The 25349-nt window shown below is 50.8% G+C and carries 31 protein-coding genes and 2 pseudogenes; 14 read left to right on the top strand and 19 right to left on the bottom strand.

What is annotated here, in order from left to right; translation table 11 throughout:
• A pseudogene (locus NDA02_RS23810) lies at nt 1-106 on the top strand (IS630 family transposase); the annotation flags it as partial.
• Here the strand turns inward: NDA02_RS23810 and NDA02_RS23805 are convergent.
• Both NDA02_RS23805 and fabG read right to left on the bottom strand, forming a co-directional pair.
• Nucleotides 78-452, bottom strand: coding sequence for a PepSY-like domain-containing protein (locus NDA02_RS23805; RefSeq protein WP_190791342.1), 375 nt, complete (start codon nt 450-452; stop codon nt 78-80). The pseudogene NDA02_RS23810 and the gene NDA02_RS23805 sit on opposite strands and share 29 nt — an antisense overlap.
• Before the next feature lie 104 nt (nt 453-556).
• Nucleotides 557-1321 carry a 3-oxoacyl-[acyl-carrier-protein] reductase gene (fabG, locus tag NDA02_RS23800; protein WP_190791341.1) on the bottom strand — a complete coding sequence of 255 codons (765 nt, stop codon included), beginning with the start codon at nt 1319-1321 and terminating at the stop codon, nt 557-559.
• A gap of 139 nt (nt 1322-1460) precedes the next feature.
• Here fabG and trxA point away from each other — a divergent pair, with 139 nt between their 5' ends.
• From trxA to NDA02_RS23780, 4 genes and pseudogenes are all read left to right on the top strand, one after another.
• Nucleotides 1461-1778, top strand: coding sequence for a thioredoxin (trxA, locus tag NDA02_RS23795; protein WP_190791340.1), 318 nt, complete (start codon nt 1461-1463; stop codon nt 1776-1778).
• A 410-nt stretch (nt 1779-2188) separates the two neighbouring features.
• Nucleotides 2189-2788 (top strand): dCTP deaminase, encoded by a 600-nt coding sequence (dcd, locus tag NDA02_RS23790; RefSeq protein WP_190791339.1) that lies wholly within the window; start codon nt 2189-2191, stop codon nt 2786-2788.
• Nucleotides 2789-2826: 38 nt separating this feature from the next.
• Nucleotides 2827-3606, top strand: a complete 780-nt coding sequence (locus NDA02_RS23785) for a class I SAM-dependent methyltransferase (RefSeq protein WP_190791338.1) — start codon at nt 2827-2829, stop codon at nt 3604-3606.
• Between the two features lie 47 nt (nt 3607-3653).
• Nucleotides 3654-3907 (top strand): annotated as a pseudogene (locus NDA02_RS23780) (Uma2 family endonuclease); the annotation flags it as partial.
• Here NDA02_RS23780 and NDA02_RS23775 read toward each other — a convergent pair.
• A complete protein-coding gene (locus NDA02_RS23775) occupies nt 3891-4799 on the bottom strand; it encodes an alpha/beta fold hydrolase (protein WP_348256042.1) in 909 nt (302 codons plus the stop codon). The pseudogene NDA02_RS23780 and the gene NDA02_RS23775 sit on opposite strands and share 17 nt — an antisense overlap.
• A 515-nt stretch (nt 4800-5314) precedes the next feature.
• Between NDA02_RS23775 and NDA02_RS23770 the strand changes: the two genes are divergently transcribed.
• Together NDA02_RS23770 and rnc are read left to right on the top strand one after the other, a co-directional pair.
• A complete protein-coding gene (locus NDA02_RS23770) occupies nt 5315-5530 on the top strand; it encodes an HNH endonuclease signature motif containing protein (protein ID WP_190792567.1) in 216 nt (71 codons plus the stop codon).
• 69 nt (nt 5531-5599) lie between these two features.
• Nucleotides 5600-6283, top strand: a complete 684-nt coding sequence (rnc, locus tag NDA02_RS23765; RefSeq protein ID WP_190792566.1) for a ribonuclease III — start codon at nt 5600-5602, stop codon at nt 6281-6283.
• 47 nt (nt 6284-6330) lie between these two features.
• Here rnc and NDA02_RS23760 read toward each other — a convergent pair whose 3' ends face one another.
• Nucleotides 6331-6525, bottom strand: a complete 195-nt coding sequence (locus tag NDA02_RS23760) for a hypothetical protein (RefSeq protein ID WP_190792565.1) — start codon at nt 6523-6525, stop codon at nt 6331-6333.
• On the opposite strand from NDA02_RS23760, the gene NDA02_RS23755 reads away from it, so the two are divergent.
• Nucleotides 6524-8626 (top strand): serine/threonine-protein kinase, encoded by a 2103-nt coding sequence (locus tag NDA02_RS23755; RefSeq protein WP_190792564.1) that lies wholly within the window; start codon nt 6524-6526, stop codon nt 8624-8626. The genes NDA02_RS23760 and NDA02_RS23755 overlap by 2 nt on opposite strands.
• A gap of 26 nt (nt 8627-8652) precedes the next feature.
• Here the strand turns inward: NDA02_RS23755 and NDA02_RS23750 are convergent, their stop codons facing one another.
• Entirely contained in the window at nt 8653-9345 is a 693-nt protein-coding gene (locus NDA02_RS23750; RefSeq protein ID WP_190792563.1) for a response regulator transcription factor, read from the bottom strand.
• A gap of 770 nt (nt 9346-10115) precedes the next feature.
• Between NDA02_RS23750 and NDA02_RS23745 the strand changes: the two genes are divergently transcribed.
• The 3 genes from NDA02_RS23745 (at nt 10116) to NDA02_RS23735 (ending at nt 12073) form a co-directional block, all read left to right on the top strand.
• Nucleotides 10116-10541: a hypothetical protein gene (locus NDA02_RS23745; RefSeq protein WP_190792562.1), complete on the top strand. Its 426-nt coding sequence runs from the start codon at nt 10116-10118 to the stop codon at nt 10539-10541.
• A gap of 152 nt (nt 10542-10693) precedes the next feature.
• Nucleotides 10694-11308, top strand: coding sequence for a glyoxalase-like domain protein (locus NDA02_RS23740; protein ID WP_347277887.1), 615 nt, complete (start codon nt 10694-10696; stop codon nt 11306-11308).
• A gap of 321 nt (nt 11309-11629) precedes the next feature.
• A complete protein-coding gene (locus tag NDA02_RS23735; RefSeq protein WP_348248607.1) occupies nt 11630-12073 on the top strand; it encodes a CAAD domain-containing protein in 444 nt (147 codons plus the stop codon).
• A gap of 274 nt (nt 12074-12347) precedes the next feature.
• On the opposite strand, the gene NDA02_RS23730 is transcribed toward NDA02_RS23735, so the two are convergent.
• The 3 genes from NDA02_RS23730 to NDA02_RS23720 form a co-directional block, all read right to left on the bottom strand.
• Nucleotides 12348-13034, bottom strand: coding sequence for a (2Fe-2S) ferredoxin domain-containing protein (locus NDA02_RS23730; protein ID WP_199296621.1), 687 nt, complete (start codon nt 13032-13034; stop codon nt 12348-12350).
• Between the two features lie 104 nt (nt 13035-13138).
• Nucleotides 13139-13387 (bottom strand): Asr1405/Asl0597 family protein, encoded by a 249-nt coding sequence (locus NDA02_RS23725; protein WP_190792560.1) that lies wholly within the window; start codon nt 13385-13387, stop codon nt 13139-13141.
• A 370-nt stretch (nt 13388-13757) separates the two neighbouring features.
• Nucleotides 13758-14183 (bottom strand): hypothetical protein, encoded by a 426-nt coding sequence (locus NDA02_RS23720; protein WP_190792559.1) that lies wholly within the window; start codon nt 14181-14183, stop codon nt 13758-13760.
• A gap of 330 nt (nt 14184-14513) precedes the next feature.
• Between NDA02_RS23720 and NDA02_RS23715 the strand changes: the two genes are divergently transcribed.
• The gene (locus NDA02_RS23715; RefSeq protein ID WP_190792558.1) at nt 14514-14867 is read left to right on the top strand and encodes a Spx/MgsR family RNA polymerase-binding regulatory protein; all 354 of its coding nucleotides are present in this window, start codon (nt 14514-14516) and stop codon (nt 14865-14867) included.
• A gap of 36 nt (nt 14868-14903) precedes the next feature.
• On the opposite strand, the gene NDA02_RS23710 is transcribed toward NDA02_RS23715, so the two are convergent.
• Nucleotides 14904-15392: a hypothetical protein gene (locus NDA02_RS23710; RefSeq protein ID WP_190792557.1), complete on the bottom strand. Its 489-nt coding sequence runs from the start codon at nt 15390-15392 to the stop codon at nt 14904-14906.
• Nucleotides 15393-15545: 153 nt separating this feature from the next.
• On the opposite strand from NDA02_RS23710, the gene NDA02_RS23705 reads away from it, so the two are divergent.
• Complete coding sequence (locus NDA02_RS23705) at nt 15546-16013, top strand: TerB family tellurite resistance protein (protein WP_190792556.1); 468 nt, start codon at nt 15546-15548, stop codon at nt 16011-16013.
• 47 nt (nt 16014-16060) lie between these two features.
• On the opposite strand, the gene nadA is transcribed toward NDA02_RS23705, so the two are convergent.
• From nadA to NDA02_RS23675, 6 genes are all read right to left on the bottom strand, one after another.
• Nucleotides 16061-17041: a quinolinate synthase NadA gene (nadA, locus tag NDA02_RS23700; protein WP_348256041.1), complete on the bottom strand. Its 981-nt coding sequence runs from the start codon at nt 17039-17041 to the stop codon at nt 16061-16063.
• 167 nt (nt 17042-17208) lie between these two features.
• A complete protein-coding gene (locus NDA02_RS23695; protein ID WP_190791343.1) occupies nt 17209-17421 on the bottom strand; it encodes a hypothetical protein in 213 nt (70 codons plus the stop codon).
• Nucleotides 17422-17648: 227 nt separating this feature from the next.
• Nucleotides 17649-18299, bottom strand: coding sequence for a TVP38/TMEM64 family protein (locus tag NDA02_RS23690; protein ID WP_190791344.1), 651 nt, complete (start codon nt 18297-18299; stop codon nt 17649-17651).
• Nucleotides 18299-19516, bottom strand: coding sequence for a 4-hydroxy-3-methylbut-2-enyl diphosphate reductase (locus NDA02_RS23685; RefSeq protein ID WP_190791345.1), 1218 nt, complete (start codon nt 19514-19516; stop codon nt 18299-18301). The genes NDA02_RS23690 and NDA02_RS23685 overlap by 1 nt, the downstream gene beginning before the upstream one ends.
• Nucleotides 19517-19644: 128 nt before the next feature.
• On the bottom strand, nt 19645-20646 hold the full coding sequence (locus NDA02_RS23680; protein WP_348256040.1) for an SGNH/GDSL hydrolase family protein: 1002 nt from the start codon (nt 20644-20646) through the stop codon (nt 19645-19647).
• Between the two features lie 81 nt (nt 20647-20727).
• Nucleotides 20728-22002 (bottom strand): MFS transporter, encoded by a 1275-nt coding sequence (locus tag NDA02_RS23675; RefSeq protein ID WP_190791346.1) that lies wholly within the window; start codon nt 22000-22002, stop codon nt 20728-20730.
• Nucleotides 22003-22243: 241 nt separating this feature from the next.
• On the opposite strand from NDA02_RS23675, the gene NDA02_RS23670 reads away from it, so the two are divergent.
• Nucleotides 22244-22834, top strand: a complete 591-nt coding sequence (locus tag NDA02_RS23670; protein WP_190791347.1) for a GNAT family N-acetyltransferase — start codon at nt 22244-22246, stop codon at nt 22832-22834.
• 154 nt (nt 22835-22988) lie between these two features.
• On the opposite strand, the gene NDA02_RS23665 is transcribed toward NDA02_RS23670, so the two are convergent.
• The 4 genes from NDA02_RS23665 to NDA02_RS23650 form a co-directional block, all read right to left on the bottom strand.
• Complete coding sequence (locus NDA02_RS23665) at nt 22989-23807, bottom strand: A24 family peptidase (protein WP_190791348.1); 819 nt, start codon at nt 23805-23807, stop codon at nt 22989-22991.
• Nucleotides 23808-23831: 24 nt separating this feature from the next.
• Nucleotides 23832-24266: a heavy metal-responsive transcriptional regulator gene (locus NDA02_RS23660; protein WP_190791349.1), complete on the bottom strand. Its 435-nt coding sequence runs from the start codon at nt 24264-24266 to the stop codon at nt 23832-23834.
• A 112-nt stretch (nt 24267-24378) separates the two neighbouring features.
• Complete coding sequence (locus tag NDA02_RS23655; RefSeq protein WP_190791350.1) at nt 24379-24672, bottom strand: hypothetical protein; 294 nt, start codon at nt 24670-24672, stop codon at nt 24379-24381.
• Nucleotides 24673-24949: 277 nt separating this feature from the next.
• Nucleotides 24950-25240: a hypothetical protein gene (locus NDA02_RS23650; protein WP_348256039.1), complete on the bottom strand. Its 291-nt coding sequence runs from the start codon at nt 25238-25240 to the stop codon at nt 24950-24952.
• Nucleotides 25241-25349 lie beyond the last annotated feature (109 nt).

The following is a 25349-nucleotide window of genomic DNA, read 5'->3' as shown; positions in this document are numbered from 1 at the left end:
GTGGTTCGTGCTCAAGAATTGGATGCGTCAACGCTGGGATGAATTTGATAGCTTTCGCGATTGTGTCGATGCTGCCTTCAACCATTGTTCGAACGTGTATCCGTAAAGCTATAGCTGGGATATTCTTGTTGGACGCGATCGATCACGGCTTGAGAAAATTCCGCTGCGCTCACTTCATGCTCCGTCTCAAGCCACTGCCCATCAGCGGCGAACTCGGCTTCATACTCCACGCCATTGCGGTAAAAAATTCCCTCGTACCCATAGGGCTGCTTCTTCCAGGTAGCAGTTGTGCTGGGATAGCGGGCGGCAAACGCTTGGGATACCGCAGCCGGAGGTTTGAGCGATTGAGTACTACAGCTAGCAAGCAGGAGGACTGTGCAGGTAATGAATGCAGTGGAGAGCTGTGGGATGATTGCTGCGGAACTTTGAGTATGCCAGTGAGGTTTACCCATTAGGACAGAACCCTTCAGTTTTAGAAAAAACGCTCAGATGTCGATCGAATCCGCACTCAAACTAACAGCCCGACCACGTCACTGGGTACAGTATTTCTTCTGACTCACGCCATCACCATTCCGCCATCGACATTAATCACCTGCCCGGTAATGTAGGCGGCAGCAGGATCGGCAGCGAGGAATCGAATCAGCCCCGCGACTTCTTCTGCCTGTCCGTAGCGGCTAAGCGGAATCATTTTCAGCACTTCCTCCCCTTTCACGTCTGCGGTCATGTCGGTGGCTATAAATCCGGGGGCGACTGCATTCACCGTAATGCCCCGGCTGGCAAGCTCCTTTGCCATCGTTTTGGTGAAGCCAATCACTCCAGCTTTTGCTGCGCTGTAGTTTGCCTGTCCCGCGTTGCCCGTTTCGCCGACTACTGAAGTAACGTTGACAATGCGACCCGATCGCTGCTTCAGCATGATTTTACTGGCGGCTTTGGTGCAGAGAAATACGCCCGTCAGATTGAGGTTAATCACAGCTTGCCAGTCGTCGAGCTTCATTCGCAGCAGCAAGCCATCGCGGGTAATCCCAGCATTGTTCACCAGTACATCGACCTGACCCCATTTCTCCATTGTTTGCTCAAACAGAGCCGTAACCTGATCTTCCTGTGCCACGTCTGCTTTAACGGCGATCGCCTGACTGCCCATTCCCTGAATTTCAGCCACGACTGCTTCGGCTGCATTACTCGAACTGGCATAATTCACCACGACTTTTGCGCCTGCACTTGCCAGAGCCAGAGCCGTTGCCCGTCCGATTCCGCGTGAGGCTCCGGTGACAATCGCAACGCGATCGAGCAAGGGTTGAGAAGCGGCTGAAGATGCAGTCATAGCAAGCTCTTTGAGTAGTTTTAGGGTTAATACTTTGTCCAACGTTTGATCTTACGCCATTTCTGTTCCGGTTTCCCGTCCTGCTCACTTTGAGGAAAGTTGATTACGATCGGGAAGAGTAAGCGTTGACAGCGAACCTATGGCGACTCAACAGCAATTTGGCAGCTTCCAAGAAATGCTTTCTGGCTCCGATGTGCCCGTATTGGTGGACTTTTACGCGACGTGGTGCGGTCCCTGTCAGATGATGGCAAACATTCTGGAACAGGTGAATGGTCAAATGAAAGACCGCCTGCGGATCGTGAAAGTGGACACTGATAAATATCCTGCTCTAGCTTCGCAGTATGGCGTTCAGGCATTGCCAACACTGGTGCTGTTTAAGCAGGGACAGGCGATCGACAAAATTGAAGGCGTGTTACCCTCGGAGCGGCTGATTCAGCGATTGCAGCAAAGGGTTTAGGCGGCAGTTCACAAAAGGGGAATTTAGGCTTCGCCGAACGGGGTAATGCAGGATATCTAACACGCCTCAAGCCTTTCTGAGATCCTTCGATCGCCTCCTGTCCGTTACAAGCTTGCGATTCCCCAATAAAAATGTTGAAATTGGGCTGAACTTGATTCTGCCCGTTTCGCTGTATCTGCAGTCAGTGCGGAAGTGCTTTTAGGCAAAGCCCTGTTAAAAGTGGCATTCCGGCAAAAGTTCGATCGCCAGGAACTAGGCAAAGAAAAAAGGGCGATCGAAATCGCCCTAATGCCGGATCTACTTAATGTAGCGTTCTGAATCTAACTATAACACTTTTACCGCTAGATGTAGCGATCGGACAGAAAAATGATCCTATAATTTTGGGTACTCAGTCGCAGGAGATGGAACCGATGCTGAAAAACGATCGCTGGATCTTAGAACAGGCGCAAAACGGCATGATCGAACCCTTCGAGCCGCATTTGATTCGCTCGATTTCGGTCCACGGCAATGGCTTGACCCGCAAAGTTTTGAGCTACGGCTTATCGTCCTATGGATATGACATTCGCCTGTCTCCGGCAGAATTTTTGGTGTTCCGCCATATTCCCGGTACAGTCGTGAATCCGAAGCGGTTTAATCCCGGCAATCTCGAATCTGTACCGCTTCAGTCCGACAGCGACGGCGACTATTTTGTAATTCCGGCGCATTCCTATGGTTTGGGTGTTGCTCTGGAGCATCTGAATATTCCGCCCAATATTACGGTGATTTGCATTGGTAAAAGCTCTTATGCGCGGGTCGGTTTGATTGCAAACCTGACTCCGGTAGAAGCGTCCTGGCGCGGTTACCTGACGCTGGAATTTAGCAACTCATCGAGCGCAGACTGCCGGATTTACGCGAATGAAGGTGTCGTACAGCTTCTCTTCCTGGAAGGCGAACCCTGCGAAACCACCTATGACGATCGCTTTGGGAAATATCAGGATCAGCCACAGCGGGTAACGCTGGCAAAAGTCTAGATAGACTGGGGGGAATCCCCCTTCTTGATTTCTTGCCAATGGACACACTGCCTCCCCTGCATACAAAAGATCCAACGAATCGGTTCTCAAATCGCGCTGCCGACTACGCCAAATATCGACCCACTTACCCTCCTGAAGCGATCGACCTGCTGCTGAAGGGTTTCACGCATTCGGTAACGGCAGCAGATGTAGGGGCAGGCACGGGAATTTCAGCCAGACTGCTGGCAGACCGAGGGGCAGCGGTGATCGCGATCGAACCCAATGCGGAAATGCGATCGGCAGCAGAACCCCATCCGGGCGTAACTTTCCGGGAAGGAACGGCAGAACAGACCGGACTCCCCACGCAATCGGTCGATCTCGTCCTGTGCGCCCAGTCGTTTCACTGGTTCAATAAAGCAGCCGCCCTCACAGAGTTTCACCGCATTCTCAAGCCAGAGGGACGGATCGCGCTGATGTGGAACGATCGCGATCCTGATGATCCCTTTACAGAGGAATACAGCGAAATTTTGTGCCGCGCTGCCGATCGCGAAATCTTTGACCGGGGCGAGCGAAAGTCTCCTGATCGGCTTGCGGAAAGCGAATTGTTTGAAAATTTCCAGACTCACCGTTTTACTCACACCTATCTGCTCGATCGCGACGCACTGATCGGGCTAGTGCTGAGTTCTTCGTATATGCCCAAGGAAGGCAAGGCGTATGAGCAGCTTTTAGGCGACTTACAGGATTTGTTCGATCGTTGGTCAACCGACGGCAAAGTAACGCTCTCTTATCGAACAATGGTGTACGTGGCAAAGACCGTGGACAGTCGAGACAGCGAGTAAAATCAAAGCATCGTTTTCCCTCAATTCCGACAATAGACACAGGACACAAGAAGCAGATTTATCAAAATAAAATGCACGTCCCGGAATATTTTTGGTACGACCCGTTTAATCCTGCGGATTGGGCAGGCTTCTAGCTTGAGAAAGGCACTTACCAGCCGATCGTCCCAAACGACAGCGAGCCAATCGCGCCGAATCACAGGTCTTCCAAATTGCCCGGGCTCTGCTGCAAACCGGAATAGACGCTGCTCGGGTCAACCAAATCACCGGACTCTCAGTCGATTCCCTCACGAATTTGCACTGAGCCATTCCAGAATCTCGGCATTCACTCGATCGCTTGCCTCATCGTAGGGGCAATGCCCCGCTTCAGGAATTTCGATCAGGCGCAGATTCGGATGCAGATCGGGCAACTGCCTGCCCCAGGTTAAAGGAATCACCCGATCGCCCTCACCCCACAGTACCAAAATCGGCAGCTTCACCCGATCGAGCAAATCTCGTGTATCCAGACAAAAATCAAAGCGGGTGCGGGCTTGCGATAATCGAGAAAAGGCTCTAGCTGCGCCTCGATCGCGTCCGGCAATCAAAAAGCCTTCGATCAGCTCTTCGGTGATGCGGCTATGGTTGACATACGCCAGCTTCAAAATCGATCGCACCACTCGCGGACGGGCAATCAGCCGAAATAGGGGACCAATCACGATCGGCGACGAAAACCAGCTCTCAATCCGGCTCACCGTGGGCTGCAGCCATCCCGGCAAAACCTCCTGCCGGGAGGCAGGCAGCGTGATCAAAATCAAATTCTCTGCGAGTTCGGGATAGGCAGCCGCCGCCGTCAGGGCAACCAGTGCACCGAGGGAATGTCCGATTAAGGCGATCGGTCGATTGATAAACGTGCACCAAAATTCATAAACCTGATCAACCCAAAATCCCACGTTATAAGCAGCTGAAGCCTTCTCCGATGCACCGAACCCCACCAGATCCAGCGCGTACACCGTTCGATGCTGGCTCAACGGCAGCAGGTTTTCTTGCCACTGAGTCAAAGATGCCCCGAACCCATGCAGCAGTAAGATCGGCGGCAGAGCATGAGCTTCAGCATGAGGCGATCGAATATAGCTGTAGCGCACCTGCCATCCGCGCCAGATCCAATCGCGCTGTAGACCCATTCGAGGTGGCTGAAGGGGAAGTGAATTGATCGGCATATCAATCGGGAAATTTGCGAGGTGAATCGGATTAATTTCAGTCTAAATGGCGATCGAGTTAACTGGGGGTACAGAAAATCATTGTCCTATTCTTTGACGAGCAATCCCTCATAGAGATATCCCTATAAAGACATCACAAAAAGTATCTTTGCTTTGCAGTGAAAGGAGACGAAAATTCTAATTCTGGTCTGATCTTGACAGCAAAAAATTCCCATGACTTAATTGAAATAGCAGATGAATATCAAAACTTTGGTGTTCGTCTCATGGGTACTACCTCCAAGCCGCAAGCAAATGTATGTCCAGTATTCTGGTCTGGTATTTGTCGAGGTTTAGGGTAACTCTCTACAGCAAATACTGGCTCAGCATACTGGATATGCGCTGGTTTGTGGCTTAGAGGTAGTGCGTTTGAGACGCTGACCACAGGGGTAAAGAAGGTTACTGGCTTGTTTGAGCCAGCCTATTTTCTGTACTTGATATTTCGATGCTGTTCAAATTTATAACCAGGGCAGCTATCAATGACTTCAAAACAGAAAAAGCGAAAGAAAGATCAACTCATTCGGGAATATGGGTCTCAATGTTGGTGGTGCAGGCATCAATTACCTGCAAAGAGCCTAACGCTTGATCACATAAAACCGAAAAGCAAAGGCGGTTCTAACTCATTGGAGAACCTCCGGCTTGCCTGTCTCCCATGCAATAAAACTCGCGGAAATAGTCTCTATCCACCTGAATGACTCATCCCAAATTTTGCTCCGAACATTTCTCCAGTTAATTCTGTAAACTTCAGCTAGCCAGAAAAAGAAATGCATAAGCTTCTAATGTTTAACGATGAAAAACTGCTTCGTCGTGCCCTGACTCATCGCTCTTATATGAATGAAAATCCGGACGAACTCGGACACAATGAGCGACTAGAATTTCTTGGTGATTCAATCCTTAATTTTATTAGCGGGCAGTATCTCTATCGAATTCTTCCAGAGATGGCAGAAGATGAAATGACACGGCGGCGATCGGCTCTTGTGGATGAAAAACAATTGGCTCGATTTGCGATCGAAGTGGGAATCGATTTGCGGATGCGATTGGGAAAGGGAGTCATCCGGGAAGGGGGCTATCAAAACCCAAATCTTTTGAGCAGCACTTTTGAAGCGGTTGTTGGAGCCTACTACCTGGATAAGAATTCAGTCATTGAGATGGTGCGTCCGATGGTGGAAGAATTGTTTACTTCTGTGCCTCAAGAAGTCGTGATCACTCGTTCTGCAAAGGATTCAAAGAATAAGTTGCAGGAAATTGTTCAGGCGACGGGTGCAGCCGCTCTACCTAAATATAAAACCGAACAAATTGGCGGTACGGACCATGCACCAGAATTTATTGCCAGAGTTTATGTCGGTGACAGGGCATACGGCGAGGGAAAGGGACGCAATAAAAAAGAGGCTGAAAAGGAAGCTGCTGAAGATGCTTTGAGAAAATTTAAAAAGAAAGGGTTAATTTGAAATCTTTAAACCCCAACTTCATTGTGCGAACAAGATGCACTGAAGAATCAATTCTCTACAACTGTGACGTGATCTTCTCGACCTATCAACTGGAGGAGTATAGTTTGATCGTAGTAGAACGATCGCGCTTCCTGTGCCTGACCTGGTGGTCTGACCTGGCTTAATTTGGGTTCAATGGGGTTTAGATAATTTTTTGAGTTAAGGGTGCGATCGTGTGGATGCGTCTTCGGGGGGTCTGCCATGAGTCTTTGCATTAATCCGCGCTGTCCTCAGCCCGACCATCCTGGGAATGGGGGCAATCATTACTGTCAGGCGTGTGGCTCAGAGTTAGTGCTGCAAGGACGCTATCGAGTGATGCGGCTACTGAGCGACAAGAGTGGCTTTGGTAAGGTGTACGAAGCGTTTGAGCGCAGCGTTCCCAAAATTCTCAAAATCCTGAAAGACAGCTATAGCAACAACGAAAAAGCAGTTGACCTGTTTCAGCAAGAGGCAGTGGTGCTGAGTCAGCTTCATCACTCTGGCATTCCATCGATCGAGCCAGATGGCTACTTTCAGTACAAGCCGCGCCAGACCGGAGAAGTGCTGCACTGCATTGTGATGGAAAAGATCGACGGTCCCAATCTGCGGGAATGGATGCGGCAGCAGGGCAACCATCCGATCGGCGAAAAGCAGGCGCGACAGTGGCTCCATCAGCTTGCGGAGATTTTGCATTTGGTGCATCAGCACAACTATTTTCATCGCGACATTAAGCCCGAAAATATTATGCTGCGATCGAGTGGGCAGGTGGTTCTGGTCGATTTTGGCGCAGCGCGTGAGATGACCTATACCTACCTGGCGCAGTTAGGCAAAACGGGCGGAATTACGCGCATCAGCTCTGCCGGATACACCCCGCCGGAACAGGAAAAAGGCCAGGCAGTACCGCAGTCAGATTTTTACGCGCTGGGCTGCACTTTCATTTATTTATTAACCGGGAAACAGCCGACCGATGGCGGAATGTATGATTCGCTGAACAACGAGTTTCACTGGCGGCAGTTTGCGCCTCAGATCACGCCCGCCTTTGCTGACTTTATTGATCGCCTGATTGCCCCCAAAGCAAGCGATCGTCCCAGAGATACCCGTGCTTTGCTCGACAGTCTGCATCAGCTTGTCCAAACTCCGGTCAACTCCACCAGTCCAACTTTCATTCAGTCCACTGCATGGCAGCAATTCAGCGCACCCACGACTCCTGAAACGACTCCTGAAACGACTCCCGGAACGACTCCCGGAATGGCAACGGGCGGATCGGTTCAAGTGTTAGCTCAGGCTCCGGGCTATTCACTGATTCTGCCTGGTAAAAAAGGTTTAAAATGCTGGGTCTGGGGCGGCACGATCGCGCTCCTCCTGGCTCTGGGTGGATATGGCATCTGGCAGGTGACAGGTCGGCAACATTCAACGGCCGTGACACAGGCAATTACAGTCGATCGTGATCTCAAGGGTCACACCAGCTTTATTAATACCCAGGTGATTGCGCCCGACGGCAAAACTTTGATTAGCGGCAGTGCTGACAACACCATTCGCATCTGGGATATGACCAGCGGACAAACCCTCCGCACCCTGGCAGGCCATACAAGCTTTGTCAACGCCCTCACCCTCACCCCCGACGGCAAAACCCTGATTAGCGGCAGTGCCGATCGCACCATCAAAATCTGGGACTTGGCAACGGGCAAGCTAGTGCATACACTGCTAGGTCATACAGGCTATGTCAATGCGCTTGATGTCAGCCCGGATGGACAAGTCCTGGCGAGCAGCAGTGCCGACAGCACGATCAAAATCTGGGATTTGCCGACCGCAAAGCTGGCTCGTACCCTGATCGGACATACGGGCTTTGTCAATAGCGTCATTTTCAGTCCCGATGGTCAAACCCTGGTGAGCGGCAGCACCGATCGCACCCTTAAAGTATGGAGTTTGGCAACCGGAACCGTCGAAAAAACCCTCACCGGACACACGGGATTTGTGAATGCGATCGTGATCACGCCAGACGGAGAAAAAGCAATCAGTAGCAGCGCCGACAAAACAATTCGGATCTGGAATCTCAGCGACGGGCAAACGATTCGCACCCTGGTCGGAACGAGCTTTTTTAATCCGCTCTGGCTCAGTCCCGATGGCCAAACCCTGGTGAGCGGAAGTGCAGAGGGCACGGTGCAAATTTGGAACGTCCCGACTGGAGAGCTAATGCAAAGACTGACGGGCTACGGCTCTGAGGTTCGGCATTTTGCCATCAGTCCCGACGGACAAACGATCGCCAGCGGCAGCGGTAGCCACGACATTAAAATCTGGAAGTTTCCCCGCCCTGCGACTCAGTAAGAATTTCAGATTGCGACTTCAGATTGCTACTGGGTCAGCCCATGCTCCAGCGCGTAGCGCACCAGTTCTGTCCGGCTATTGGTTCCTGTTTTGCTAAAAAGGCGGCTAACGTATTTTTCAACATTGCGAACGCTGGTATCAAGGCGACGTGCGATTTCCTTATTCATCAAGCCTTCTGCCACGAGTTCTAAAACGCTTTGTTCGCGGGGCGTAAAGTCGTGCTTGATCGGGGCAGGGGTTTGGGCAATGCCGCCGCGCTGGTTGAGCATGGCGCGAATTTCGGCAATCTGTTTCGCCATGTCCGCAATGTTAGGCGTTTCACTGTCGGAGGCGGCTTTGTTGAGGGCTGCCCGGCGGCTCAGCAAATTCGTGATCACAGCCACCAATTCATCAGGGTCAAACGGCTTCGAGAGATAAGCATCGACTCCGGCACTGTAGCCCTGAATGCGATCGGTCGTCATGCCCCTTGCCGTCAAAAAAATCACAGGCAGCGTCTCAAACCGGGGGTCATCACGCATTTGCTGAAGAAACTGGTATCCATCCACCTGCGGCATCATGATGTCTGTGATGACAAGGTCGGGGGACGATCGCTGTAGCAAATCCCAGCCTTCGCGGGCATTACTCGCAGTCTGCACCGTAAAGCCTTCATCTTCCAGGTATGCCTGCACTGCCTGACGCAATCCTGGCTCATCATCTACCAACAAAAGCTGACCTGCCATAGTTCCTTTTGCTAACTCACAAGGGGCGAACTGAGGAGCTAACTCAGTATATTTCTCACTCTAGCGAATTTCCCTGTTCTAAGAGTCTATCCAAAGCCAGTTAGCGAATGTTTTGAACGATCGCGATCGTTGCCCAAACCGCTTTCAATTCTGCTGCCTAAAATTCTACTGCCTAAAATTCTGCTGCCTAATCTCTACCAGTCGTCGAATCCGCTTCGTTTGAGCTTTGTTCAGGTTTGTTCAGCCCCTAAATTTCTTAATGCTGGGGGACCTTGATTGGTTTAGTGTCTCTAAATTGAGAGGTTAGGGGACGTTTTATCAGGAATTCTCCCTCATTCTGAATTTGTCTAGATTTGTGGGTAGACAGCCGTAAACTCTGGAAAAGAGTAACTCTCCTTGTCGTCCTCAAAATTATCGTTCTCAAAGTTGTCGTTCCCAAAGTCCTCTAGAATTGGGGAATGTAAGGGGCAATGGAGCACCTCAGATACTTCTCAAACAGCCTCTTCAGTCAACCGATAGAAGCAAAGTTTGATTGATGGAATTACGCTTTAGCCCCAAAGCTGGCGAGTCATTAGGGGAACTTTGCTTCACGATCGTCAGTTTTACTCATAGGTTCAATAAATTTTACTAAGTTAAATTGATTTTTCGGGAAGTGATCCCCGAATCTGGTAAAAACCAAAACTTAAGCGTTAAATTGCAGCCTGCGAATTTCTGCAAGCGTAGACAGTTCTGGACATCTCCAATCTCCCGATGGACTAGGACAACCCACCATGACTCCTCACTTTCCTCTGGCTCCTCGCTATCGCTTAGATGATGAACTGCCCTGGCTCGAAGGCATCGACCCGGCGCGGAACTACTGGATTTGGACCAATGGTGAGCGGGAAGCAACTGTGGCGATTCCTGGGATTGTGGCGCCTTCCTTAACCGAATTTAAATCGCTGATTCGCCAGTTTCGTGCCCTGCAACCGGGCGATCGCATGACGCTGACCCGCACCGCAGACGCTCTGGTAATTCACTGCATCAGCCCAAACTGCTACGCGATCGAAACTCAGATTTCTAAAGCACCTGTCTGGCATTTGTTTGATCAAGAAACCCTCGATAGCCTGCTGATGACCGGACATCCTGACTGGCAGTGTGCCCCCAAAGATATTGAACTGGGCCGACGGTTGCTGCTTCGCGCCTGGACTGCTGCCTGAAGAATTCGTAAAGCTCCCAACGGTGCGAACTCAATCCAATTAGTCGGGACTAAGATAGTCTTGATAGACTAGGGAGAAAAGGGTAGGAACAAAGTCCAATCCCTTTTTCAGATCTCTGCGTCAAGCTGTTGTTAGAAATAAGCTCTTTGTCCATGCTCATTGCCGCTTACCCCGTGGGGGAAACTGCTTTGCATCACCTGCCCGGATTTGTGCCCCTGATTGGTGGATTGTTGCCCGCATTGCCCCTGGATAGTCTGCTCTCCACGCAGGGGGTCATGGTCATGCTTCTGGTTGCCTATGCAGGAGCAATGTGGATGTTTCTCACCAGTGCGCCCAAGGTTTACACCGTAATGGTGTCTGACCTGGAACTGGCACGGCGATTTTATGAGGGAATGCTGGAACTGCCCGCTGCTGATGTGCCCTTGCACTACTACTACAACTACGAGCAGACGCTCGGAACCGCAGGCATCGACCCGTTCTATGGCTCAACCGCGAGCCTGGGCAGATCCAACGAGAGCTATCAGTACTCCGAAGGGCTGTGGTATCAGCTTCGCAAAAACACCCAGCTCCATATTGTTTCGGGGGCAGGACTCGGACCAAAAGATCGCCAGCGTCACGTCTGCTTCGACCGCGACTGTCTAGAGCAACTCTTAATGCGGGTTCAATCCTATGGCGTGAAATACAAGCTGCGTCGGGAAAAGCCGCTCAACTTCCTGGTGAAGGACTACGACGGTCGTATCATCGAAATGGCGGAGGTCTCTAACTAAACTCGCCGGATTCGTTGCTGTAATTAAGAGAAGCTGCAATTAAGAGAAAGAGTGAGCAATATAGAGAACCGAGACAGGCTGAAATAGCCGAGCCTGTTTATTTTAAATCCATCGATCGGTGAGCAAAGCTTATCTATGCCCGAAAATACCTCTCAGGAACTTGCAATTCTTGAAAGTCTGATTTAGTGTCTAGTAGGTTCGTTAAATCCTGATATTCGCGACTCATCCCTGACAAGAGTTTTAGTAAGCTAGTTAGGTCTTACCCTCGCTAGGGATATCCTCTCACATCTCATAAAAGTTGTTTAGGTTCAAGGGATCATTATGGAGCCTGAAGTGAAGCAAGAAGCTGGATCTCCTGGTTACAGTGCTGAAAACGTCAACGTCACGATTAGCACCGACGACTCAGGCACGCTGGCAAACTATTCCTCTACCGATGCATCCAATGAACAGTGGCGGCAGATTGGGGAGAAGATTTCTGCATTCCTGGCAGATCTGCCTGACTACCTGACTGACTTCTTCGGGGAATACAAACGCCCGATCGTCACGGTTGGGTTAATTTTTGGCGCGATCGTTGCTGCTAAGCTGCTGCTTGCCATTCTGGATGCAATCAACGACATTCCCCTGCTGGCTCCTCTGTTTGAGCTGGTGGGCATGGGTTATACTGCCTGGTTTGTCTATCGCTATCTCTGGAAAGCCTCCAATCGTCAGGAATTGGGCAGAGATTTTAACGCGCTGAAAGAGCAAGTCCTGGGCAAGTTTGACTAGGAAGTTTCATAGTTTGATGGGGTGGGTACTGCCCACCTGGTCCGCGCCTTGAGAGAGAAACAATACAAGCAAACAATACAAGATAGCGATCGGTTTCTAACGATCAAAAAAAGGGGGCTAAAGCCCCTTTCTGTTTGTAATGCCACTATTGGTGTAGTACTGCTATTGAATCGATCGAGATGGATAGGCACTCACTCTCAGGGGTCGTTTGAGCAGTTGCATCAGTTCATCCGTTGCCCCCTAAATCCCCCACCCTAAATTCCTCAAAGCGCCCTTATGCGTTTGGGAAGTGCTTGTCTAGGAGCGTGGGCACTTCTTTGGCTGAAATTTTGCTGTAGCGTGTTTTGTCCGGCATCACCACATTGGGACCCGCCTTGCAGCGTTTCATGCAGCCCGTTGGCTTAATCGTAATTTCCTGATCTAGTCCCCGATCGCTCAATTCTTCCTGAAGCGATGCGATTACTGCCCGTCCTCCTTTTTTGCAGCAATCTGATTTACCGCAAACAAAAATACAGCTCTTTTGATTTTTTGCCTTTGGAGCTTCTGAAGGAGTGGGCGGTTGAATCGATGGCTGAACAAATGATTCCATCGGTGGTTCCATCGGCTTCACGACCGTAGTTGACCCGTTGACCGTCAATGTACCTGTTAACTCACCAAGAGACTCGCGCAGCGTGCTATAGGAGCTTTCATCCAGCGTCAGCGGATTCACCTGATAGGCTTTGCGCTTCACCGAGCCTTTCTCAAGGTTCCACTTTTGATTACCCAATACTTCAACTCGCATTCCCGGCAGAAGCGATCGATACAGCAGGGGACGAATTGACTTCGACAGTTTAATCTGCTGCTCTCCGTCATCGGTTGCCAGCCGCAGATACTTAAGTTTGTAACCATCGCCCAAAGCAAATCCCAGAAATTGCCCTTCAAGCCGAAAATCAACTGTTCGCGAAGTAAAGCACTGAGTCATTTTAGGTAGAAAGAAGAGAAAGGATAGATTAGGTCGAAAGACTGAAAAGTGATGATCTTAAAAAGGTTCAAACTGCAAAGTTTTAGCACAAATTTTTAACGGCACTAGCCAGAGCACTGCCAGCATTTTTCGAGCTGCCCCACCAGTGCAGAACGCGACATTGACCACTGCTGCAAAACGCTGCGAACCTGCATAAGCGCAACGGGAGTGTTAGCAAGAACCCGCAGCCTACCATCAGCTAAACAGTCACAGCAAATATCGAGTTCCTGAAGCCTGTGGCAAACCTGCCAGCGGGCACTGCGATCGCACGAAATGACCTGAGCGTGATCGGTTTGGGAATGAGCCTGTTCCATGAGTGTGAGCGTCGTTCTGATAAAAATTTGCGGCGTAGTGCAAGCGTATTTCTAACTTGGATAGAAAAGGAGTTAGACGATTGGACGCAGCATCTTCCTCTGCAAAACTCCCGTTAAAAGAGGAAGTTTTCAGCAGAGCTTTGATCAGTCCACCCTCAAACTAAGCCGATCCAGGAAATCTTCGAGCGGCACTTATTGAGAATCTTAATCAATAACTCCTGACATCTAATGTACGATGCAATCGCTTCTTTTGCAAACAATTCGCAATTAGAAGCAACAAAACCGCTCGACCAGTCCGATAAATCCTGAAAAGTCACCCTGATGCGTCTGTTATACGCTCTCTTGGTGCTGCTCACTTCATTGGTTCAATTTAGACTTCCTGAGTAGGAAATTTTTCGATTCGCCCTTGCTCTGATTGCTCTGTATCGGCTATATGAGCTGTCCAGCGATCGCTCAGGAAGCTCAGCAGATCGCCTACCGTGTCAAAGTCTGAGTCGTGAAGCAGTTCTTCAATATCAATTGCAAAACTTTGCCAGAAGTCCTGACTGAGGGTAAACATCCAATCAAACCAGCAGATTTGGCTCCAGTGCAGATCTGCTTCCAGTCGATCGGTGAGCCGCACTCGTCCGATTTCTAAACCAGAGTATTGCTGGAGATGAGTATAGGCAAAGAGGGCGATCGGTACAGCAATTCCCTCTGGTTGACAGTATTGCTCAATCCATTCCTGTTCGATCAGGTAAGGACGCTGATCGAGCTGTTGCCGCACTCGACGACGCACCTGCAAATCTGGACTCATTGCCCTATAAGCCTTGAATCCCCGGTACCAATTTCTCCAGTTTTTCAACCGTTGCCACATAGTTCTCAGTGCGACGGGCTGCTGAACTGTCAGACAAGCCTTGTTCCCAGTATTCCCAGCTTAGGCTGAATTGCGCGAAAGTGGAGTGGGAGAGGGGCGAAGGGGTGGAGGGGTAGAATGCGCGGATGAGGAGTTGAAGGGGTCAGGAGGGGTGATTTGAGTCGGGCAAGAGGCTATCTTTTAGTATTGGGAGCAGAAATTTTATTCGCCTACTACCTATCCACCTATCCACCTATCTCCCTATCCACCCATTTATTTAGAAGAAAGACAATGACGCTTACCGTCTATGGCATTCCTACTTGTGGAACCTGCAAAAAGGCTTTGCAGTGGCTAGACAATCACGCGCTCAACTACGAGTTTGTGAATACCAAAGAGCATCCACCTTCGCGGGAAGCGATCGCGTCCTGGGTTCAAGCGTTGGGAGCAAAGCCGATGCGAAATACTTCTGGGCAAGCCTATCGGGCGCTGGGGGACGAGAAAAATGGCTGGACAGAGGCACAGTGGACTGATGCTTTTGCCCAGGATGTGATGCTGCTGAAGCGACCGCTGTTCGTTCAGGATGGTCAGGCGATCGCGGTGGGGTTTCGCGATGCGGAGGCAATTCGAGCCAGAATCCAGCCTTAAAGGGTTTGCTTGAAGGGTCTTGGGGGCGAGACCAGTTCACGGCTGATCGTTGTTCCAAACTGACTCTTCCCCTTCCCGCACAATCAAAATTTCTTCTGATCGAATGCTGACCTCTACCCGATCGCCATACTGAATGCCTAGAATTCTGGGCAGGATTAGCTCGATCGTGCCGGGGTCTTGAAAATGACCCAGTTTCGTTTCGGGGCGCGGGTAATAGACCCATCCGCCATAAATGCGCGAGTAATAGCTCAGGCGACAGGGCGAAAAGGAGAAATCTTCCGGCGCGTGTTCGGGCGACCATTTGACGCCGTGAAATGTGTACTGGGGCATTTGCACAACAAACTGAGCCGGGCGCAGCGACACATTCAGCGTGGCGGGATAATCGCTCGATAAATCTAAGCCTAGTTCTTTAAAGAACGGTATCTGCATCTCGATACTGCCCCTGGGATAAGGACTCTCCTTCGATCGCCCCGACGCGATCTGATGCCCTGCAACAACCACACCCGCCACCGTTTTCCACACCATTTCCTGTGTCCTTTTCCTGACTCTTTTCTTAGCTTTTAATAACAAGCTAAAGACAGACGATCGCTCAAATTCCTCATGCTAGCCTGTGAGCAATTGTTATGCTCGCTTCACGTTTAAGCTCACTTTTTACTTTGACACCAGAAGGAATTTTTCATGGTTCAAACGCCCCCTCCCTCAATTTCCCCTAAACAAATGACCATTCTGCGAATTGCCACCGCAATGGCTTGGTCAGATGGTGGACTGACAACCGAAGAAGTGAATGTTCTGCTCGATCGCCTCAGCCAACTGTTTGCCAGCGATAGCCACCAGCAGCAGCTTCACCAAGAACTCCAGGATTACATGATGCAAAACCTTCCCCTGGATGAACTCCTACCTAAGCTGCAAACTGAAGAAGAAAAAGAGCTGGTGCTGCGCCTAGCCTACGAAGTGATTCGATCGAGTTCTCGCGTTCCCAGCGAAGCCAAAATCAACCAGGAAGAAGCCACTGCTTACGAAAAACTGATTAGCTCCCTCAACCTGCCCTCAGAGAAAGTTAAACAAATCGAGTCCGAGATCGACGCTTTAGATAAAAAAGATGATCTGATTGATTTGTTGACAGAGCGGTTGGGGAGTTCTGCTTGAAGGCAGAAGAAGGATGGGAGGATCAGTTGAAATATCCCTCCGCCCTTCTAACTCATCTCCAACATCCGCCGAATCGGCTGCAAAGCCGCCTGCTGAATCTCAGGGGTGAGCGTGACTTCAGGCGATCGATTTTTCATTGCCAGGTAAATCTTCTCCAAAGTGTTGAGCCGCATGTGGGGGCACTCGTTGCAGGCACACTGATTTTGTGGCGGAGCGGGAATAAACTCTTTGTGCGGAGCGGCTTTCTGCATCTGGTGAATGATGCCGGGTTCGGTGACGACGATAAAGCGATCGGCTTCGCCCTTGAGCGCGTAGTTCAGCAGAGCCGTCGTCGAGCCAATATAATCAGCATGTTGCAGAACGGCGGGTTCACATTCAGGGTGGGCAATCACCTTTGCCTGCGGGTGTTCCATCTTGAGCTGAATAATCTTGCGCTCCGAGAAGGTTTCATGCACGATGCAGCTTCCCTGCCATAGCACCAGATTTCGTCCGGTTTGCTCCATTACATAGCGTCCTAGGTTGCGATCGGGCGCGAAGATGATCGGCTGATCGGCGGGGATTTGCGACACGATTTTGACAGCGTTTGAGCTAGTGCAGATGATATCGCTCATCGCCTTAATTTCTGCTGTGCAGTTGATGTAAGACACCACCAAATGGTCTGGGTGAGCCGCCTTAAAACGGGCAAACTCCGCCGGAGGGCAGCTATCTGCCAGCGAACAGCCTGCGTTTAGATCGGGCAGCAGCACCAGCTTATCGGGATTGAGGATTTTTGCCGTCTCTGCCATAAAGTGAACTCCGGCAAAGACAATCACATCTGCGCTGGTTTTGGCGGCTTCCTGAGAAAGTCCTAGCGAGTCGCCCAAATAATCAGCAATGTCCTGAATCTCTGGGTCTTGATAATAGTGCGCCAGAATGACAGCGTTTAGCTCTTGCTTCAACGCCTGGATCGTGCCAACGAGGTCAAACGGAATGCGATTTTCCCTTTGGGAAACGGCAGAATTTTGGTGAGAAAGTACAGTTGTAAACACGGGAAATTCTGAGTTTTGTCTGGGTCTTGCAGTTGAAAAGCTCACTCGTTGAAGGAGTGATGTCAACAATTATAGTTGTTTTTACCAAAAGTACCAGATAAATTCCGTTGCCGCCTGTTGACGCGGTAGGGCTACTCTTTCTCACCGACTCCCTACTCACTAACTCCCTACGAACCGAATTGTTCTTCTTCGTGTCCGACCCACCACTCGCCCAGGTTCATCAAATCCTGGTGAATGTCTGTGAGTTCTTGCTCGTATTCGCCAGGAGTCAGGTCTTCCCGCCGCTCTTTTAGTTTTTGCAGCCGCAACTGAGCGAGTAACCAGGGCTTTGAGATGCTGTCGGTTGCTTCTAGATATTTTGCTAAATCGTCGCTGTTCATGGCGTTATCCCTGTTCAGTTGGTAGAGGTTAAGTTAAGTCTGGTGGAATCGATCGATTTAGAGGCCGCCTGATCAGTTGCGTGATTAGGTTGCGTAATTCAGTTTCGAATCTTCTAGATTTCCCCCTAAATTCCCCAAGATTGGGAGGCTTTGAAAGCGAGTTGAGAAGGGGTTTCTCCTGAATTAAGGGTCGTTTGGATCAGGGGTATTCCGTCTCCAACTTCCGCTCATTGCCGATCGCCTAAAACAGCTTCTTCCGCAGCCACACTTTCAATCGCCTGACGCGCAATCCGGCTAATGTAAAGGGTGACGGCGATCGTCGCGATCAAACCCATAATCCTGACTGCCCACTGCAGTTTAGAATTGGCTAGCTGAGCCGTTCCCAGGTTTGCCAGGCTTCCGGCGATCGACCCTAAGTAGACATACAGCACCGTTCCCGGAATCATACCGACGCTGCCCAGCACGTAATCCTTCAGCGATACACCCGTCACGCCCAACGCATAGTTGAGCAGGTTAAACGGAATAATTGGCGACAGCCGCGACAACAGTACAACTTTAAACCCCGACTGACTTACCGCCCGATCGATCGCCTGAAAGCGCGAATCGTTTGCAATCCGGCGGCTCACCCAACCCCGAACTCCGTAGCGTCCGATCAGAAATGCCAGCGTTGCGCCGATCGTTGCCCCCAGGAATGCCCAGACTGATCCCCACACCAGCCCAAAGACTGCGCCTGCACCAAGCGTCAGCAGCGATCCGGGCACAAACGCAACGGTAGTCAAGCTATAAAGGACAATAAACTGGATTGCTCCCCAGTTAGACTGTTGAATCGCCTCCAACAAATGTTTTGTGGTTTCTTGCAGAGGAAGTGCCGCCAGCATTACGCCTCAGTGAGGGCAGGAACAGCTCCCTTTATCTCAAAAATTCGCTCGATCACGGCTTCCACAATGCGATCGGGCGTAGAGGCTCCAGAGGTAATCCCAACCGTAATCTTGCCAGGGGGTAGCCAGTTCTCCTCAATCTGCAAGTCTTGATGCAGGGGCTTGTGCTGTACTTGATTGCCGGGACCAATGCGATCGGGACTGTCGATGTGATACGAAGGAATGTCGTACTCGATGCCGATTTCCTGAAGGTGCGTAGTGTTTGAGGAGTTGTAGCCACCGATCACCACCATCAGGTCGAGCTTTTCCTTGACGAGCTGATACATCGCGTCCTGCCGTTCCTGCGTGGCGTCGCAGATGGTGTTAAACGCTAGAAAATGCTGATTCAGGCGATCGGGTCCGTATTTCTTCATCAGTGTATGCTCAAACAGTTTGCCGATCTGCTCGGTTTCGCCTTTGAGCATTGTCGTCTGGTTGGCAATGCCGAGGGATTGCAGGTCGCGATCGGGGTCGAATCCCGCAGAGCAGGCGCGGCTAAACTTTGCTATAAACTCATCCCGGTTGCCGCCCTGTAGAATGTAGTCGCACACATACTGCGCTTCTGCCAGGTTTAGCACGATCAGATAGGTTCCGGCAAAAGAGCTGGTCGCTACGGTTTCTTCGTGGTTGTACTTGCCGTGAATAATCGAGGTGTAGCTGCTTTTTTTGTGCTTTTCGACCGTGTTCCACACCTTCGATACCCAGGGACAGGTCGTATCGACGATCGTGCAGCCTTTCTCACTCAGGAGCTTCATTTCCTGAACGCTCGCGCCAAACGCAGGCAGAATTACCACATCGCCAGAATCGACCACCGAAAAATCCTTGTTACCCTTCTCCACCGGAATAAAGCCCACGTTCATTTCCCCCAGGCGTTGATTCACCGACGGGTTATGAATGATTTCGTTGGTAATCCAGATCTGCTCGTTGGGGAAGTGCCTCCGCGTTTCATACGCCATCGCCACGGCTCGCTCCACGCCCCAGCAAAACCCAAATGCCTCTGCCAGTCGAATCGTCACATCGCCCCGCGTCAGGGAATACTGGTTTGTCCGAATCTGCTGAATCAGCTCGCTCTGATACTCGGACTGCATCTGCCCAGACACCTCTTCCGCATGACCAAATCCTTTGCGGTGATACTGTTCAGACTGATTGAGCGATCGTTTAAAGGCTTTGGTATCCATGCCGTCTTGCTGCGAAACTCCTTGCCAATTTCAGCGTATCAGATTTACCCTTCACTCCCAGACCTTTCCGCCGCACAAACTATCTACCCCGCTAAACTATCTACCCCACAAACTATCTACTGCACAGACTACTGCAACTCAGGCTCCAGCAATTCATGCCCATACACTTGCAGCGCAACGCTCCAAATCTCGTAGCCTTTAGGATTCAAATGCAGACCGTCTGTGCTGTATTCCATCCGCAGGTCTCCGGCGGAGTCGGTAAAGATGGGGTAAAGGTTGAGGAAATAAACGCCTTCCTCGCGGGCGATCGTCTCTAGCTCGTCGTTGAGTTCCTGAATGCGGCGATTTGGAATTGCCAGCAGCCGATCGCGTCCTTCCCAGGTGGCAGCGTCTCCGGCATGGGGCAGGATCGACTGAAGCACAATCTGCGCTTTGGGGTGGCTCTCTTTCAGGTCGCGCACAATCTCTTGCTGGTTGGCGAGAATCGTGCGATCGTTTACGCCTCGGATGACATCGTTAATGCCAATCATCACAAAAATTGTTTCGGGCGCGGTTTCTTCAAATAAATCCAGACGCTTAAGCAGACCCGCAGACGTTTCTCCCGAAATAGCCTGATTCAGCCAGACTCGCTCTCGCGGCAGCATCTCGACAGGAAACCAGAGACTAATAGAGTCGCCTGCCAGGACGGTAAGCCGTTTGGGTTTTTGCTGGGCGATCGCTTTGGCTTCGCGTCCGAGCTGCTCGATCCACTCCTCATAGGACAATTGCCGTCGAGGGTTTGCTTCCAGGCTCGTGGAGGAATCCATCGAAACCGTTGATGCCTGATTGCGGGGCGATGTGGTGCTAGACAATGTGGTGCTAGACGATGTGGTGGCTTGCGCGGCTTGATTCGCACGGGCACCTGAGGGAAGCGGCATCTCGAGCGATCGCAGCATTGTCAACAGCACAAACGCCAGAAACCCATTCATTGCCAGAGACAAAAATACCCAACGCGGCAGCAGTGACCACCGGAGCCGCACCGACGAAAACAGCAGAAATTGACGAACTGCGCGAAGCCGACGCTGGCTAACCCGTCGCAGGGAATGTTTATCTTGCACGCCGAACCTTAACAGACGCGATCTAAAAGACATCGCCAATCATAACCTGAACTTTCTGCTTTGTTGTGCTAATTTCTCCTGACAACAATCAGACTCAAGATGAGGGGAATCAAGCTAATTCCAGGCCCGGCTTTTGAGCGAGCGATCGAGGTAAACCAGAATGCCGATCGCCACCCCCACACTCCCAATTCCCACAAGCCAGAAAGAGTGGGCAATCTCGATCGACTGCCCCATTGCCCAGCCGCCTATGATGGGACCAATAAAATAGCCCACTGCCCAGCAAAGCGAATTAATCGATAAGTACACGCCTCGCATAGACTCAGGCGCAAGATTTGCCACCAGTGCCGAAGCCGCAGGCGTATAAGCGATCGTTGCAATTGCCATCACCGCGACGCTCAACCCAGCCCAGAGTGCCGTTCCTCCCGGTAAGCTTCCCGTTAGCCACACCAGCAAAAAGCCGATCGCCCAAAACACCGCCGACACACTCAACACTTGTGGATGGGTATAGCGATTGAGCCAACGAGCCACTGGAAGCTGAAGCAGCGCAGCCAGCACAATATACCAGGTAAACAGCAAACTCAGGGCAGTAAAATTTGCCTCACCGTTTGCCGCCTGCCCTGAACGCTGTCCGAATCCCACAAAGTTCGTCAGGTAAAGGGGCAGAGCCGTATTCAGCAACGACAGATAAGTGGTAAATAAAACATTGACCGCGACATAGATTCGCAGCGGATGATCTCGCAGAGCCACAGCCCAACCCCGCCAGATTTGTTTCGTCGCGCGATCGACGTTCAGCGTTTCCCGAATTGCCCCATGGATAATACCCAAAAACACCACAAACGAGATGCCGTCAATCCAAAATAGCAGCCGAAACGCTCCCGTCGCGCCAATTAGCAGCCCGCCAAACACGACTCCCAACGCCAAACCCAAATTATCTGCAAGCCGGGTCAGCGCATAAGCCTCGTTGCGTTGATCGATCGCCGTTAAATCCGCCACTGCCGACTCCATTGAGGGCCAATACAGCCCCACCCCCAACCCCATCAGCAAATTGCTCAGCAAAAATGTCGGAAAATTGTAGCTGAGTGCCAGCATAATATCTGCCACAGCCGAAAATGCTGCCGATAACAGCAACGTCTTGCGTCGTCCCCAGCGCGGCGAGTCAGACATTAGCCCACCTATAATTCGCCCAAACACCCCCGAAATCGATTCACTGCCAATGCCAATTCCCACTGCCGTCGCAGATAGCCCCACCTCATTCACAAAAAACACCGCCGCATAAAACAGCACAAACCCAGTACCAACCTGAGACAGCAGTCTGCCCAGCATCAAAATCCAAACGGCACGATCGAGCTTGGGCAACTGTGCCTGAAATTTACGGGAAATTGGGTTCATGCAGCATTTGTAGAGCGTTCTCTGTCAGTGTAGGAGATGAGGAAGGGAGTGGGTAGGAGAGGAGATGGGGAGATGGGGGAATGGTTTTGGAAAACAGTAATAAAGTTTGAATACCCATGCTTTGCCATAACCTGGATGCCGTGACCTGGAAAATTAACAGATGGGTTGTAATGATATGCCTTAAAAGACAACCCCTGAAAAAACTGGCAGCATTGACCTGGCACAACCGCAGGAATTTGATATGAATTCAACCTCATCTACCCGCCAAACAAATATCACGATCTGGCATCTGGAATTGTTCAAAGCACAGCATTCTTCCTCTGAGGATAATCCGCAGTGTCGCCCCAGTCGATCGCAGCCAGAGGATCTAAAAATCGAACAGGCAATGATTCCCTCTCCAGAACTGAGCCGCTTTCTCTACACCAGTGTTGGCGGCGACTGGTACTGGATCGATCGCCTTCACTGGACTTACGATCGCTGGATGCAGTATCTCGATCGCCCCGAACTCGAAACCTGGGTCGCATCCCTTAAAGGCACTCCGGCAGGCTACATCGAATTAGAAGTACAGCCAGACAACAGCGTTAAAATTGCCTATTTCGGACTGCTCAAAGCCTTCATCGGAAAGGGCATCGGCGGATATTTGCTCAGCCTTGGCATCGATCGTGCTTGGAACTTGGGCGCAACTCGCATTTTTGTCGATACGTGCAGCCTAGACGGAGAATTCGCGCTAAAAAACTACCAGTCTCGCGGCTTTCAAATCTACAAAACAGAAACGGTCGTTAAAGAATTGCCGATTCGGGCGATCGGACCCTGGGAAGGGGCGTATTCCTAAACTTGTTCTTCTTTGGATTTGGCGCAGGGAAAAAACCTGACTTGTCCTTCCCACGCTCTAGCAAGACTGTACTCATCAATCAGAATAATTTCCTCGATCGCTAAGCGATTGGGACACAGCTGAATTGAAAGCCACTGCCGATTCTTTCTAAAGCTTACAGCGTCGGAAAAAATAGCCGCAGATACCCAGCAATCATCGCATCCCCAAAAAACAGGGCAATTCCTGCCCCGATCGCCAAAAACGGACCAAACGGCATCGGCTGACGACGATCGATTAATCCCAACGCCAGTGCCCCACCGCCTGCAAAAGCCCCGATCGCACAAGCCAGAAACCCCGCCAATAAAGCCAGTTTCCAGCCCAACCACGCACCCATCATTGCTGCTAATTTTGCATCGCCACCGCCCATTGCGGTTTTGCCAAAGGCGATCGATCCAAGGAGGGTCACGATATCGAAAATCCAGATCGCCACAACCGCGCCAATAATCCCCATCATGAGGGAATTGGCTGCACCGGAAACACCCGCATTTGCCCAACCTACGATGAGTTGAAATATAAGTCCGGCAATCAGCCCCGATTGAGTCAGCGAATTCGGCAGCGTCAGCGTATCCCAATCAATCAGCGACAGAGCCAGCAGCCAGCTCACAAACGCCCAGTAGCCCAACCCTGGCAGAGGCAAACTAAACGCCCAAAACACCAGCACAAACAAAATTCCGGTTACTGCCTCGATCGCCGGATAGCGCGGCGAAATCTTAGTCCGACAGTGACGGCATTTTCCCTTCAGCCACAGCCAGCCCAAAATCGGCACATTGTCATAGGGTTTCAGCCGATGCAAACAGCGCGGACAGCGAGACGGCGGATAGAGCAGCGACACTCCTGCCGGAATTCGGTAAATCACCACATTCAAAAAACTGCCGATACAGGCTCCGATCGCAAACACAAGCAGGCTCAAAATACCTGAAATCAGCAGTTCCATAAACGGTCGATCCAGCGCGAAGGTTTATTCCGGTTGCAGGTTCGGACAAATGGTGTGGCTTTCCTGCAATTCTGCGGGGTCATGCCACCCAGCCAGAATACCCTGAAGCTGCGATCGAAGCACTTGCAGCGATTCAATTTGCCGACTAATTTCAGCCACTTTTTGTTCTAGATACTGCTTTACCTGACCGCAGGGCAACTCTCCCTGATCATGAACCGATAAAATTTGCTGAATTTCGTTCAGATGCAGTCCCAAAGCCTGCGCCCGTCTAATAAATGCCAGGCGATCGAGGACATCAACCCTGAATAAACGATAGCCCGTGTCCGATCGTTCAACGATGGGAGCCAGCAAGCCAATGTCGTCGTAATAGCGAATCGTTTTAATCGGCAGACCGCTTTCCGATGCCACTTCCCCAATTTTGAGCAGCTTTTCTGCTTGAGTTGTCCCGCTTGTGATCATGGCTTGTGTTGAGGTTTACCCTCCTGCTGATTGAGCAAAATATCTAAAATGCGGCGGTTCTCAGATTGCACCCCTCTCATCCCCAACGGCATCTCGTTCATTTCGTTGGCTTTCAAACTTTACGAGCATCGACATCGATCGTCGCCAGATGAGCATCCGAATCCAGCAAATAGCGCGCGTGACGCGACTGCGATTTTGGCTGAGGCTGGATTGGTTCCTGGCGAACTTGCTGCATGAGCTTCCAGCGCACCCCGATCGCCAGTCCTACCGTGCCTAGACCGATCGCCAACAGCGTTTCATAGCCACTTGTTCCGCCAATGATCGCATCAACCAAGCCTATTGTCAGCATGAATCCGGTAATGGGTTCTTTGCGGTAAAGCGATCGAATCTTCCTTGTCCAGTTCATGGTCGGACTCCTGATCAGGAGAACAATTGAGGAATCTTTTACCTATCTAATGTAGCGTGTGGCTAGGTAAGTAAGCAGAGCCGATTACTCCTGAACAGTAGCAGCAGGGGGTAGGCTATCTAAGTTAGAAAATACAACAGGAAACACTGAGATAAACCTTCGCCAAAGATGAGTATATGCACTCAAGAATCAATATAACAATCTTAAAAGACACCTAACAGACACACTGAATTTATCAAAAGAAGCCTTATTTAACTGAAATCATTCATATTTGCCATTAGCGACGAGAACGATACCAGAGCACGAAAACATAGGTTAGACAGGTCAGTACGGCTCCGAGCAGATTGCCTTTCTGTCGCTGCTGCTGTTGAGTTTTCAATGCTAATCCCGGTTGATTCGCAGCGGGTAAGAGGAGCATGAGGGGTAGTCCCAGCAATCCATTTCCTACAAAGATCCAAAAACACCAGCGATATCCTTTTCGATGGGCAATGCGAGCTGTTGTGACGTAAAGCAGAATTTGGGCTACAAAGAGGGCAAGAACAAAGAGTCCGATAAACAATTCAGGCAATTAGCACCTCGCAGTACAGTACAAGATTTTGCATCAACTATCGGAAGGTGTGGGAATTCTTCTGGCATCACTGATTGGTATCCGAATCTCAGTTTGCCTCCCAGGACTT

This window comes from Leptolyngbya sp. ST-U4 (assembly GCF_039962215.1).
GTDB lineage: Bacteria > Cyanobacteriota > Cyanobacteriia > Elainellales > Elainellaceae > Leptolyngbya_A.
The sequence above is the reverse complement of the archived record's forward strand: the minus strand, read 5'-3'. Positions and strand labels throughout refer to the sequence as shown.